We start from the raw sequence: 13,512 nt of genomic DNA on the forward strand, positions 1-13,512 counted from the left end.
ATCCGAAAGGTAAATGACGCTCTTGACTGACGCGTTACAGGCGCTCGCCAAGACGCCACGGGGCCCCTCTGAACTATGTCATTCTTATGCAGCTACCAGCAAACTCTCGCGGTTGTGATTACGCGTGATGCATCCCGTGATCGAACTGCCTGACGGCGATCCAAATGGCTGGCGTCAATAGAATGACGACCACCATTCAATCGAAGCCCGACTGCCGCGGACGGGGTCACATCAACTCCAAGTGACTATGGATGCCGGGTTACCGAGCCGCTTCAGCATCGGCCGCTCGGGTTACACCTGTAATCACGCTCACCGGCTGCTGGGCCTCCTGCGTGCCGGCGCCTCGGCACAACCATCATGCACTGCAGCCGTAACAAGTTCGCGCACGCCAGAAGCCGCAGTGTAACAGCGATGCCTGCACTCTTGTCCTGCTTCAGCCAATCGGCCGGAGGGTACCCGGACAAGCCGGAAGTCCTCATCCGGCTATCAGAGGACAGCATCTCATGAAAATTCTCATCGCATCGACTCCCGCAACGGGTCATCTCAATCCCCTGCTCGCGATCGCGCGCATCTTGATCGCCGAACGCCACGAGATCACCTGCCTGACGGGGACTGCCCTGCGCAACCGGGTCGAAAGCAGCGGAGTAAAATTCCGTCCGCTCCCCCCGGATGCGGATTTCGACCCGAATGATGCCTTCGCGCGGGTTCCGGAACTCAAGACCATTTCGCCCGGACCGGAATGGATACGCGTCGCCATTGAGCGCGTGTTCGTCGACAGCGTCGCACCCCAACACGATGGTCTGCAGGACGCACTGCTGGACTTCCCGGCCGACGTCATCATCGGCGACGATATGTTTTTCGGCGTGCTGCCGATGCTGCTCGGCCCACGTGCGAAACGACCTCCTGTCGTGCTTTGCGGCACATCCTTTCTACACTGGCGTCGCCAGGACGGCGCTCCGCATTTCGTCGGCCTGCTACCCGCAAGGACCGAGGCGGAGCGCAACAAATACGCCGCCATTGCAAGAGAATTCGACAGGATTGTCGACCAACCTGTCGCCCGCCGCCTGAATCCGGTTCTAAGGGAATTGGGTGTTGGACCGCTGTCGATACCTATCTTCGATTCCGTGGTCGAATTTTCGGACGCTTATATGCAACTGACGATCCCGAGCTTCGAGTTTCCGCGCGACGTAATCCCGGCATCCGTGAACTTCGTCGGCACGCCTCCCCTGATTCCGAACCAGGCTCCGCTGCCGCCGTGGTCACATGAACTGGACGGCTCGCGCAAGGTCGTGCTGGTCACGCAAGGAACCGTAGCAAACCACAATTTCGGCCTCTTGATTGCTCCGACCCTCGCCGCACTTGCAAACGAGCCCGACGTGCTCGTCGTCGTCACGGCCGGCGGCCGGCCGGTCGAGACAATTCCCGGCCCAATTCCCTCCAACGCGCGGCTCGCAAGCTATTTGCCGTTCGAGTGGTTGTTGCCGAAGGTCGACGTGTTCGTCACCAATGGCGGTTACGGCAGCGTCAACCAGGCCGTGAGCTTTGGAATCCCGCTCGTCACGGCCGGACTGACGGAAGACAAGGCTGACGTCAATGCGCGCGTCGCTTGGTCCGGCGTCGGCATCGATCTAGCAACCAACGAACCGACGCCGGAAGCCCTGCGCGGAGCTATTCGGACCGTGCTCGACCAACCCGGCTATCGCCTGCGCGCATCGCAAATGGCCGCCGAGTATGCCGAGATCGACACACGATCCGAGATCCTTGGGATCATCAGCGACGTCGTCGTCAATGAGTCGACCAAAATTGTCGTGCAACGCCGCGGCACAATGGTCGCTGCTCGGCGCGCCGCCCGTTAACGATGCCCCGGATCAACGGCGACAGAGGGGAGATGTTCTCTCCTCCACCCGAAGGACCCAAAAACGAGACTGGCGGTCACTCCATGAAAATTCGACCCGGCATCCCTCACACTGATGCTCAACAGAGGCACTCAATGTGACGGCATCGGATGGCATATGGGACCCTGTCGCCGACTACGGAAGCGGCGCGCCGTGTTACAATCGTAGCCAAGTTCCCCTCGATTGACACGGAATCGTAGCACAGCCCCCGGATCTTGCGACTCGGCAGCGCGGAGGTTTGCATGAAACAGAACAATTCAGCACGGCGCCTACCCGACATACGTATCAGGGCTAGGAGCGGATTGAATGGCGGACGCATCACCAACACCATTGCGCCGTCGATCGAGACCAAGGCAGCATCATTTCCGCCATGTGCGAACGCCAGGATCGGGGCATGATGAGAGGTGCCCCTCCTAGCACGGCTGCTTGTGCTGGTCGCTGTCGCGTTGCTGCCCGCGATCGCGATCCAGGTGTACAACGAGTTCGACCTGCGCCGCACGCGCCAGATCGAAGTGCAAGGTCACGCTCTCAACCTGGCTGAACTCGCCGCGGCAGAGCAGCGGCAGACCGTTCAGGGGATTCATCAGGCCCTGATTGCGCTGTCGGAGCTTCCAGCGATAAAGGCGAAGGACGCCGAAGGATGCAATGCTTACCTCGCCAAGATCAAGCAACTATATCCGGGGTTCATAAGCTTTCTCGTGGTCGACATAAATGGCAGTTCGTTCTGCAACGCGAACGACTATCTGAAGCCCTCGACCGCGGCCGGGAGACCCTATCTCGCCGATGTTCTGAGAACCCGTAAATTTACAGTCGGAGTGTTTGCGATTGGTCGACAGACCGGCCGCAACGTTCTTCACTTCGCGTTGCCTTTCTTTGGCGATGATGCCCGCCTCGGCGGCGTCGTCATAGCCGCTCTCAGCCTGGACTGGCTCGCCGACTCCCTCGCTCGGCGGAATGTTGCGCCCGGGGCTGCGCTCGCGATTGTGGACCGCAATGGCACATACCTCGCCCACTATCCTGACAACGCTCGCTTTGTCGGCCGAAAGATGGCCGGCGACAATGATCCAAGCCCTACCGATCGGACCACCGCCGACATCGTCGACCTCGATGGCGTGGAGCGGATCGTCGGCTATTCGGCCCTGCGAGATGATTCCGGAGGGCTTCTCATCAGCTTTGGCCTGGACAAGGCCCGGGCATTCAATGAGATCCAACGCGGCACGCAGCGCGGCATCCTTCAGATCATACTGAGCGCCGCGCTGGTTCTGGTCCTGACATCATTGGGCGCCCGGCGGTTTATCCATCGTCCGCTTGGGCAACTGGTCGACGCCGCCAATCAATGGCGGTTTGGTGAATTCGACCGACGCGTAGACGTCCGCGGAACGTCCGAAATCGCACGGGTTGCCGATGCGTTCAACACCATGGCCAACTCGCTGGAACACCGGGAACACGAATTGTCCGAGGCAAAGGAGAAAGCCGAGGAAGCCGCAGCCCGGATTACGATGATCTTTGAGAGCACCACCGACAGCGTACTCATCATCGATCGGGACTGGCGCGTCAGCTATCTCAATGGGCCGGCCAGGTTCCGGTTGGCCCAGGACCGCGACATCATCGGCATGCCCCTTACGGAAGCCTTTCCGGCCGCCGCCGATATGGAAGTCTTGAAACAAATTCGCGAAGCAACGGCAGAGCAGCGTCCGATCTTCCTCGAAATGCTCTGTCCACGTACCAAGGCCTGGTACACGATCAATGCGTTCCCATCGAGCCAGGGCCTCGCGGTCTTCCTCCGGGATATTACCGAGCACAAGCACGCCCTGGAGGCACGCCGTCTGATGGAAGAGCAACTCCATCAGAGTCAAAAGATGGAGTCCGTCGGACAGCTTACCGGCGGCGTCGCGCACGACTTCAATAACCTCCTTATGGTGATTTCCGCGAACCTCGAACTGATCGAAAGTGCAGAGGATACCAAGAAGATCCGCCAGTGCGCTGCGGCCGCGCGACGCGCCGCTGATCGGGGAACAAAGTTGACGGCGCAACTTCTCGCCTTTTCCCGGCGGCAGGCATTGAAACCGAAATTGGTCAATGCAAACCAACTCATTTCCGAATTCGAGGGACTTATCCGCCAGGCTGTCGGCGACGGATGCGAGGTCAAGCTGCAGACAGATGAGGAATTGTGGCTGTGCCACGTCGATCCGGCGCTGCTGGAGACGGCGCTCCTTAACCTCGCCCTGAATGCGCGGGACGCGATGGCAGATAGAGGCGTTCTCCGGATCGAGACCCGGAACATCGTGGAAGAGGAAAGCGTGGCCGGATGTTCACCCGGATCGTACGTTCGGCTCTCTGTCGCAGACAACGGCAGCGGAATGCCGCCTGAAGTGCGAGATCGGGTGTTTGAACCCTTCTTCACGACCAAGGAGGTTGGTAAAGGTACCGGGCTCGGCCTCAGCATGGTCTATGGCTTTGTGCGACAGTCCGGAGGACACATTGCCGTCGAAAGCGCACCGGGAGCCGGTACCACGATTGCGCTATACCTGCCTGCGACCACACGGGAGCCCGATGCCGAGCAGAACACCATCGAGACTCAAACCTTACCAAAAGGCTCCGAGAGAGTCCTCGTAGTCGATGATAACGAGGACCTTCTGAACGTCACATCGGCAATGCTGTCCGCCTTCGGGTATCAGGTGTCGTGCGCCCACAATGGCGCAGAGGCGCTTCGAACGCTCCAGAGCGACCAACCATTTGAACTTCTGTTCAGCGATATCGTAATGCCAAACGGAATGAATGGCATTGAGCTTGCCCGCGAGGCGAAACGGCTGCGCAAAGACATCAAGATCCTGCTGACCTCGGGCTACGCGGATGGCGCACTGCAACGAAACAAGGCCGTGGGCGAGTTTTCCATTATCGACAAACCCTTCAGCCTGCCAGACTTGGCGCGACGCGTTCGGTCAACCCTGCGCGAGGCATGATCTTCGATAATTCCACATCGGTTTGGCTGATTTAATACCTTGATCCGACACCCGGCCAGCAGCAGCTTCGAATGAGACCTAGCCCGGCCCTTCGATCTCAGAGGCTGCGCGACGGCGGTTTGGCACTTCGTTCAACAACCCGGCAAGTCGCAGGCCTTCCAGAATTCCGTCCAGCCGCTGCTCGCGGATCATCGCGGCAACCATCGAAACGGCGTCCTGCTGTTGGATCGTGAAGTGTATGTCCGGCAATTGCTCAGACATCGCTTCGAAGATTGTCTGAGGATTTGTGACGTGATCCCGGAGCGCATGCGCCGCGTCCTGCGCAAGGTAAGTCGCAAGATCGCGGTCAATCATCTCGCCGAAACTGAAGTCATAGTGGGTACTGTCTTTTATCGATCGCCGAATCAGCTCACTCTGCTGCTTTGCCTCCATGAAGAGCAAGAACACCGCATCCGGCAGATTTTCGCGCGGCACTTTCTTCAAGTCAGCAATTCGGGCGTAAATGGCTTTGCCGGCGCGCTCGCTCCGCTCGAATCGCGCCTGAGCTTGCTCGGCTTCATGCTCACGCAAAATCTCTTCTCGTCGCCTTTTTCCAAACATCATTGCCTCCTGCAGGCCACGATATAGGTCGGATCTCGCACCATAGGAAAGATCAAATCACCTCAGCGAGCGCGAAAAGCGCCGCTGGATGCAGGACCGTGCCGGTCGGCAGCCCGAGGCTAGCCGGGATTGACCTTAGACGCTCGTGAAGACTTCAGAGATCCAGCTGCGGTCTTCACCCATGTCGGGCATCAGCGGTGCAAGAATCTCGCGAACGTTTAATGCGCGTCCGCGGCCGTTCGCAAACGCTTCCACATGGCGCTCGCATCAAACGCGGCCTTCCCCCTCCGAAGACAAGTGATCGCGGGATGAGCGGCATGACGACCACCGACCGCATTTGCGCGAAGAGTTCTCCCCTCCCCCTGCGGTCGCATTTTCCAGCGGGTCTGGAATATCCCTTCTGGATTATCCCTAGAGAGCACACTTCTCAGCGCTCCGCCGGACCTCGTGCAACACCACTCGGTTCGACCAAGGCCGTGAATGACCGGCCGAAGCAAGAATTAAGTCTAAGCTCCTAAAATAATGCAACAATTTCGGCCGTCGGCGCTGTGCACAGAGTTCTATAAGTGTCCAAGAACCTCAGCCAGCTCGCTGATCCCATCCGAACGGGTTTTTCGCCGTCCGATCCGTCTTGGACCATGCTCGTGAAGCACCCAGCCTAAGCGCATCGAACTCGGTCCCGCCCACTCAAACCGCAAATTGTTTTCATAGGTGGAGGCGCGCGTCATTGGGCGCGTCGAGCCGGGCCCGCCCGCTGTAAGGATCAGCGCGAAATTGCACCGTCACTGGTCCAGCCGGGCATTCTCGAAGCGAGAGTAACGCTTGCGCGCGTCTATTGCAGCGGCGAAAACTTCACCGGAACGATGATCTTGGATTCCTGGTGCAACAGCGCACCAAGCTCCTCGTTCTTGCGCAAAAAATCGTGCCAGGCCGGATCCTTGGCCATTTCGGCGCGGCGCCGGGCACGGTCATTGAGGTCCGCAAAGCCCCAGAGATGAACCACCTGATTGAGCGTGCCGATTTCGGTCTGAAAGAAGCCGATCAAATTGCCGAGGTATTTCTGCTGCACCGGCAGCGCGCATTCTTCGTAGAGTGCCAGCCATTTGCCCATTTTGAGCGGCACGAGATTGTAGGTTCGGTGATCGTAGATCATTTTTCGCGTTTCCTCGTTAGATCGCCAGGCGGACCGGTGTTGAAGCGTCATCGGCCGGGTGCACCACCCTGCCGCTTTCGGGATCGATCAGATAAATATCCTTCGCCGCCGCCCTGAGCCGAACCCGCCCTCCCGGCCGCCGCATCAGGGCGACGTCGCCGATCGCGGTGTAGCTCGTTCCCCCCAGCACGAAAGTCAGGAGGCTGGTCGATCCCAGCGGTTCGACCACGTCGACGGTGACGTCCATGGCGACGGCGCCGGAGTCGATCGGCCTGGCATCATCGAGCAGATGCTCGGGACGAATGCCGATCTCGACGCTGCGGCCGGCATATGGCCGATACGCCGCGTCGCGCTCTTGCGGCATTTCGATCCGGATGCCCTCGCCGAGATCGGCATGAAGACCGCTCTCGTCGGCTAGCAGCCTGGCGGGGAAAAAATTCATTTTCGGCGATCCGATGAAGCCGGCCACGAAACGGCTCACCGGCCGGCGGTACAAGGTCAGGGGATCGCCGACCTGCTCGATATGGCCGCCGTTCATCACCACGATCTTGTCGGCCAGCGTCATGGCCTCGACCTGGTCATGCGTAACGTAGATGATGGTGGTGCGGAGCCGCTGATGGATGCGCTTGATCTCGATGCGCATCTGCGCGCGCAGCGCGGCATCGAGGTTCGACAGCGGTTCATCGAACAGAAACACCTTCGGCTCGCGCACCAGCGCCCGTCCCATCGCGACACGCTGGCGCTGACCGCCGGACAGTTGCCGGGGTTTGCGGTCCAAGAGATCGGTGATGCCCAGCATCTCGGCAGCGATGCCGACCAGCCGCTTTTTCTCCGCGGACGAGACGCCCTTCATTCGCAGGCTGAAGGCCATGTTGTCGCGCACGCTCATATGCGGATAGAGCGCATAGGACTGGAACACCATCGCGATATCGCGATCCTTCGGTTCCAGCCGCTCGACCGCCTTGCCGTCGAACAGGATGCTGCCGCCAGTCACCTCCTCCAGGCCCGCGACCATTCGTAACGTCGTGGTTTTGCCGCAGCCTGAGGGCCCGACCAGCACGGCAAACTCGCCATCCGCAATATCGAGGTTGATACGATGGATGACGCTGATGTCCCCGAACTTCTTTTCCAGCGCAACCAGTTTCACTTCAGCCATTGGACCTTAATCCCATCATCCCTTGACGCCACCGCTGCCCCAGCCGGCGACCAGAAATTTCTGCACATAGGAGAACACGATGATTACGGGAATGATGACCAAAAGGCCGCTGGCCATGATCATGCCCCAGTCGATCACGCTGGCGTTGTAGAGATCGGCAATGCCGACCGGGAGCGTCTTCAGATTATCCGACGAGATCAGGATTCGCGCGAAGATGTAGTCGTTCCAGGCGAGGATGAAGGTCAGAATGGCGGTCGCGATGATGCCCGGCAGCGCCATCGGAATCACCACGTGGATGACGGCGCGGAACCGGCTCGCACCGTCGGTCATCGCTGCCTCCTCCAGGTCGATCGGGATCGACTGGAAGAAGGTGCGCAACATCCACAGCGCGAACGGCAGGCTGAACGCGCAATAGGCCAACACCAGCGCGATGTGAGTGTTGGCGAGCCCAAACGTTCGCATCACGATGTAGAACGGAATGATGATCATGATCGGCGCGAACATGTAGGTGAACAGAACGGTCGCGGCGATCGTCTCGCGGCCGAAGAAGCGGTAGCGCGTCAGCCCGTAGGCCCCGGGTACGGCAAGCAGCAGTGTGAGGATCACCGCCGCGCTGGAGACGATGACGCTGTTCTTGAAATAGGTCACAAAGTGCGTTTGCGCGAACAGCCGCTCGATGTTGGAGAGCGTTGGCGCCTCCGGCAGCAACCGCGGCGGCCATGTGAATATTTCCGTTGAAGGTTTCAGCGCGGTCAGCCCCATCCAGAGCAGCGGAAATGCCGCGAAGGCGAGCAATAGCGCGACCGCTAGTCCGAGAAGCAGCCACTGCAATCCCGACCGGCCGGTCATAGCTGGTCCTCCCCGCGAAACAGGAAGAAATAGGTAGCTGCCGCCGCCACCAGCATCAGGAACATCACGATCGCAACCGCGGCTCCCATGCCGGCTTCATAATAATTGAACGTCCGCAGATAGGCGTAGACTGGCATGGTGCGGATGTAGCGCTCGGCGCCGCCGCCCTGCGTCATCAGCCATACCGTATCGAACTTGGTGAACATCCAGATCGACCGCAGCAGGATGGTGATAAACAGCACCGAGGCCAGTTGAGGCAGCGTCACAAACACGAAGCGCGCCACTGGACCCGCGCCGTCGACCCGCGCCGCGTCGTAAAGCTCGGTCGGAATGGTCTGCAGCCGCGCCAGCACCGCCAGCAGCACGAAGGGAAAAAATTGCCAGACCGAAACCAGGATCAGCGAAGCCATGATGTAGCTGCGGCCGAACCAGTTGATCGGCTCGCTCGAAATCCCCAGCGAGACCAATCCGAAATTGATCAGGCCGAATTGATTGTTGAGCATCCATTTCCACAGAATGACCGCGACCACGGTCGGGATCATGTAAGGAAACAGCACGAGGCCGCGAACGATGTTGCGACCGAAAAAGCTTTGATGAAGCAATAGCGCCGCCGCCACCCCGAGCACGAGTTGCAGGAAGATCGTGCTGACCGAATAGATCAGGCCGATGCGGAGGCTTTCCCAGAATTCGGGGTCGTGCCAGAGATAAATGTAATTATCGAGGCCGACGAAGGCCTGCTGGGGAAACAGCGAATGCTTGGCGTGGAGGCTGAGCCAGAAGCCGTATCCGACCGGATAAATCGTCAGCGTTGCAAGCAACAATAGTGCCGGCAACACCAGGAGAAGGCCAGGAAGGCCGCGCGTTTGCATATCAGGATATCCGTACGCCGCGCCGAGCCACGACGTTCATCTGTGAAGCATGAGGCCGCGCCGGCATTGCCGCCGGCGCGGGTTCGATTGGAGATCACCACTTCGCGAAACCGGCCTGGCGAACGATCTGCTCGGCCCGCTGCTGGCCCCGCTTGGCTGCTTCCGCCGCCGGTTTGCCTTCAACCGCGACGTCCAGCACCATGTCGCGCAGCACGCCTGAGCCAAGTATCTGCAGCAGATACGGCTTGTTGGTCAGGTCCTCCCAATCGATGATCAGGGTCGGGCGCGCCTGGTCCTTGTCCAGATCTTCCTGCTGAACCTGCAGCCAGCTCGCCCAGCGCTTCACCATGGGAATGTCGCGGTAAGCCGGTGAATTGCGCAGCGACTTCGTGATCGGAAAGAAATGGATCGGCACCGACTTGATGTATTCGATGTAATTTTCATCCTTGTAGAAAAAGGCCAGAAACTCCTTGGCCAGTTCCGGGTTGGCCGAGCCTTTGAACAGCATCCATGTTTCTTCGTCCACCTGCGACGCGGGCGCGTTTCCGCTCGGACCGTGGGGCTTGCGCCAGACATCATACGTCTCGGTGTTGCGCATGTTTTCGGGGGCATACTGCTCGATCAGCGACGCGCCGCGACCGAAGCCGGCATACATCAGCGCGGCTTTCTGCCCATACAGATTGGAGAAGGTGTCGAGATAGCCGTGGCCTTCCCAGCCCGGCGGCATGAATTTGGCCAGCCGCTTCCAGTAATCAAGCGTCTCCAGCATCTGCCTGGATTCGAACAGCGGACGGTTCTTTTCATCGAACAGCTTGCCGCCGTTAGCCGCCATCATTTCGCCGACCAGGATATTGATGAACAGATTGTCGCCCGGCATGGTCAAGCCATAGATCTCGGGCTTGCCGTCCTTGTTTTCGTCGATGGTCAGCTTTTCCGCAATCCTGACGAAATCGTCCCAGGTCTTCGGCGGCTCGATGCCGATCTTTTTCGCAAGGTCCTTGCGATAGATCATCAGCGAGGTGCCGGACGCATGCACGAGCCCGTACCACTTGCCATCGGCAAAACAGAGCTTCTTGTAGTGCTCCCAAATGTTGGATTCGCCAATTGCCTTGACGACATCGTCAATCGGCAGCAGCAGCTTCTGCTGCAGAAGCGCCGCGCAAGTCACCGGCTGGCCGTGTGACAATTCGGGTGGACTGCCGGCGGCAAGCGCCGCCATGATCTTGCCTTCGAGGTCATTCCAGGACAGCGCCTCGGCCTGGATCTTCACGCCTGGACGAGTCGCCTCGAAGCGTTTGACGATCTCAGCGACCGCCGCCTGGGACGCCGGGTTGGTTTCGGTATGCCATACCCGAACCGTCTTGACCGGCTGAGCCAATGCCGTCCCGGTGAGCCCAATCGCAACTGCGCAGCCGAGCAAACCCGCCGTCAGCCTCAATCGCAGTGTCACTGCTTTCATGTTATCCTCCCCCAACAAGCTCTCGAAGCCAATTTTTATCACTATGTGGACACAGTCCGCATTTTTTGATAATTTAGTGAGAGCGTGCAAAACCTGTCAATGATGAAACGACGGAAGCGGCGGATGCCGCCGAAATGGCGTGCGCGACGAAGAAGAAGCGCGGAGCTTATTTGAATGGATGATCAGCCCACGCCGGATAGCATCAAAGGCGCGGCGGCACTCACCAAGGGCATCAAGCTTCTAACCGCCATTGCGGACGCCGAAGTGCCGCCGACGGCGCGCGACCTCAGTGATCAGACGATGCTGCCGCGCCCGACGGTTTACCGCCTGCTCGCCGCCCTGACGGAGGCCGGTCTGGTGCGACTATCCTCCGGCGGCCATACCTATCAGCTCGGCGCAACACTGCTTACCATCGCGCATCGCGCACTCGACCAGATGGACATCCGCGATATTGCCCACGAACATCTCCTGAAGCTGCGCGACCAAACAGGCGAGACCGTGCATCTCGCTGTGTTCAGCAATGGCGCCATGCTTTACGTCGACAATATCGAGAGCCGCGAACGGGTTCGCATGAAGTGTTCGCTTGGAGTCTCGGTGCCGCTGCATACGACTGCGGTCGGCAAGGCCTATCTTGCCTTTTCACCGCAAGACCAGCGCGAGAGTACGCTTGAACGATTACGGCTCGACGACGTGACTGGACATTCCATCACTTCCCGTGACGCGTTGCGTGCGCAAATTGCGGAGGCGGAGCGTCGCGGCTGGACCACGGACGAAGAGGAAAACGAGCGCGACATCTTTTGCTTCGGCGCCCCAATTCTGGACCGGCGCGGCAATGCGGTGGCAGCCGCCAGTATCAGCATTCCACGGTTCCGCCTGCGTCCGATGGCTGAGCAAGTCTACGTCGCACCGCTGCTCGAAGCTACCACCAACGTCTCGCGCATTCTCGGTTACCGGCCCAGTTTGTCAGGCGCAAAGCCAAAGGCCGCCGCGGCGGCTATACGGATCGAAGGTCGCCGTTGAGAGCCTGATCGATTGTGGAATTTGGATCGACTTGCTTCCTTTCGCTCCACCTCCTTTCACATTCCGTCCAGAGCATCCCGCCGCAGGCCGAAGACGGCCTGCGTCTATGTTTCGTCGCCCTCGACATCGAGATTGGAATTCGGTTCATCGAGCACGACGAGGAATGGATCGTCAGACAGCGCCGGCGCAAGGCGCTGCTGCGACAATGTGCTCATCCTCGGCGATGTCCGTTCGTTCGACCGCCGGGCTAGCCGCCGCACTTCGGCAGAAGGTTGGACACTTCCTTAACCAGCTCAGGCATGACCTGCTCCGCCGTGCGCTTGGCCGTCACCAGGCTTTCTGTATGGTGCTTGATCACCTCGATAATTTTCAGCGAATTATCACCCGGGAAAGATGCCCATTCCGTCAGCAATGGCAGTTGCTGGATACTGGTCGAGTGGTTGGGGCTCTTTGCGTAGAACGCTCCAAGCAGGTCCGGCGTCTTCACGGCGATCTCGTTGCCGGGCATGTAGCCGGTCAAATTGACCATCGCGGTCTGGCCGACCGGCCCGGTGGCGAACTTTACGTATTTCCAGGCGGCCTTCTGGCGTTCGGTGTCCTTTGCGAAAACCATGGCGACGTTTCCGCCCGCGGGAAGGCGTCCGTCGGCGACAGCCAGCGGGAACGCGACGGTCTTGAACTGGAATCGACCGCCGATCTGGCGCTCGGCCGCGGCCACGTAGGATGTGGAATCCGCAAGTATCGCGATGTTGCCGGCGACGAAGGATTGCCGGGCCTGGCCGAGGGCAAGATTCGGCATGCCCGATTTGCCGAAATCTTCGAGCGTCTTCAGCGCCCACATGCCGTTTGCGTCATCGAAAGCGATGCTGCACCCGTCAGCTTTGAGAATGCGGCCACCCTTGCTCGTCACCAGCGACTGGAACAGCCAGTTTCCGGTCTGCTCCCACTGATAGTAGAAGCCGGTAGCCGGACTGCCCGCTTTCGCCTCGACGGCCTTGCCCAGGGCGAGAAGTTCCGGCCAGGTCTTTGGAAGCGCCGACGCATCGGCGCCAGCCTTTGCGAGCAGATCGGCATTGACGTAGAGCACCGGTGTCGAGACGGCGAACGGCAGGCCGTAGAGCTTGCCCTTGTATTTAGCGAGTTCCGCAAGCGTCGGGTAATAGCCAAGCTCGGCAAGCCCGCCATCCGCCGTCGCGAATCCGTCCAGCGGCGCGCCTAGTCCCCGATCCACGAACAAGCTGATCTGGTTGATCCCGTTGAAGGCCACGTCGGGCGGTCGGCCGGTGATCTGGTCACGCAGGATCTGCTGCGCGGCCTCCTCGTAGCTCGCTACTGGATTACGGAATTTCACCTTGATGTCGGGGTGCGCCTCGGTGAAGCGCTTGGCCAAGTCCTGATGCAGCGCATTGAAGGTGCCGGGCGTGGTGTAGAGCACGTCGAGCGTGACCTCCGCCCGCGCAGAAGTCGCGCCGATTGCCATGAGGGCAGCGGCTCCGGCGAGCACCGGTCCTAGCCGGTTTACGATTTGATCAAGCATGGACGATCTCC

The 13,512-nt window shown here is 59.8% G+C and carries 10 protein-coding genes; 3 read left to right on the plus strand and 7 right to left on the minus strand.

The genetic code is table 11. The features are described from left to right. Window positions 1-503: 503 nt before the first annotated feature. Entirely contained in the window at window positions 504-1,856 is a 1,353-nt protein-coding gene (locus CQ14_RS06010; protein WP_057857008.1) for a glycosyltransferase, read from the plus strand. A 467-nt stretch (window positions 1,857-2,323) separates the two neighbouring features. Continuing rightward, complete coding sequence (locus CQ14_RS06015) at window positions 2,324-4,858, plus strand: ATP-binding protein (RefSeq protein WP_245320212.1); 2,535 nt, start codon at window positions 2,324-2,326, stop codon at window positions 4,856-4,858. A gap of 78 nt (window positions 4,859-4,936) precedes the next feature. Here the strand turns inward: CQ14_RS06015 and CQ14_RS06020 are convergent, their stop codons facing one another. The 6 genes from CQ14_RS06020 to CQ14_RS06045 all read right to left on the minus strand — a co-directional run bounded on the left by CQ14_RS06020 (window position 4,937) and on the right by CQ14_RS06045 (window position 10,944). After that, window positions 4,937-5,458, minus strand: coding sequence for a hypothetical protein (locus tag CQ14_RS06020; protein ID WP_057857010.1), 522 nt, complete (start codon window positions 5,456-5,458; stop codon window positions 4,937-4,939). An 832-nt stretch (window positions 5,459-6,290) separates the two neighbouring features. Beyond that, window positions 6,291-6,611 carry an NIPSNAP family protein gene (locus CQ14_RS06025; protein WP_057857011.1) on the minus strand — a complete coding sequence of 107 codons (321 nt, stop codon included), beginning with the start codon at window positions 6,609-6,611 and terminating at the stop codon, window positions 6,291-6,293. A gap of 16 nt (window positions 6,612-6,627) precedes the next feature. After that, window positions 6,628-7,767: an ABC transporter ATP-binding protein gene (locus tag CQ14_RS06030; RefSeq protein ID WP_057857012.1), complete on the minus strand. Its 1,140-nt coding sequence runs from the start codon at window positions 7,765-7,767 to the stop codon at window positions 6,628-6,630. Window positions 7,768-7,782: 15 nt separating this feature from the next. After that, window positions 7,783-8,616: a carbohydrate ABC transporter permease gene (locus CQ14_RS06035; protein WP_057857013.1), complete on the minus strand. Its 834-nt coding sequence runs from the start codon at window positions 8,614-8,616 to the stop codon at window positions 7,783-7,785. Then, a complete protein-coding gene (locus CQ14_RS06040) occupies window positions 8,613-9,485 on the minus strand; it encodes a carbohydrate ABC transporter permease (RefSeq protein WP_057857014.1) in 873 nt (290 codons plus the stop codon). Before CQ14_RS06040 ends, CQ14_RS06035 begins: the two co-directional genes overlap by 4 nt. A gap of 94 nt (window positions 9,486-9,579) precedes the next feature. Next, window positions 9,580-10,944: an ABC transporter substrate-binding protein gene (locus CQ14_RS06045; protein ID WP_057857015.1), complete on the minus strand. Its 1,365-nt coding sequence runs from the start codon at window positions 10,942-10,944 to the stop codon at window positions 9,580-9,582. 174 nt (window positions 10,945-11,118) lie between these two features. Between CQ14_RS06045 and CQ14_RS06050 the strand changes: the two genes are divergently transcribed. Beyond that, on the plus strand, window positions 11,119-11,964 hold the full coding sequence (locus CQ14_RS06050) for an IclR family transcriptional regulator (RefSeq protein ID WP_057857016.1): 846 nt from the start codon (window positions 11,119-11,121) through the stop codon (window positions 11,962-11,964). 247 nt (window positions 11,965-12,211) lie between these two features. On the opposite strand, the gene CQ14_RS06055 is transcribed toward CQ14_RS06050, so the two are convergent. Further along, window positions 12,212-13,501 (minus strand): ABC transporter substrate-binding protein, encoded by a 1,290-nt coding sequence (locus tag CQ14_RS06055; RefSeq protein ID WP_057857017.1) that lies wholly within the window; start codon window positions 13,499-13,501, stop codon window positions 12,212-12,214. Window positions 13,502-13,512: the final 11 nt, after the last annotated feature.

This window comes from Bradyrhizobium lablabi (assembly GCF_001440475.1).
GTDB lineage: Bacteria > Pseudomonadota > Alphaproteobacteria > Rhizobiales > Xanthobacteraceae > Bradyrhizobium > Bradyrhizobium lablabi.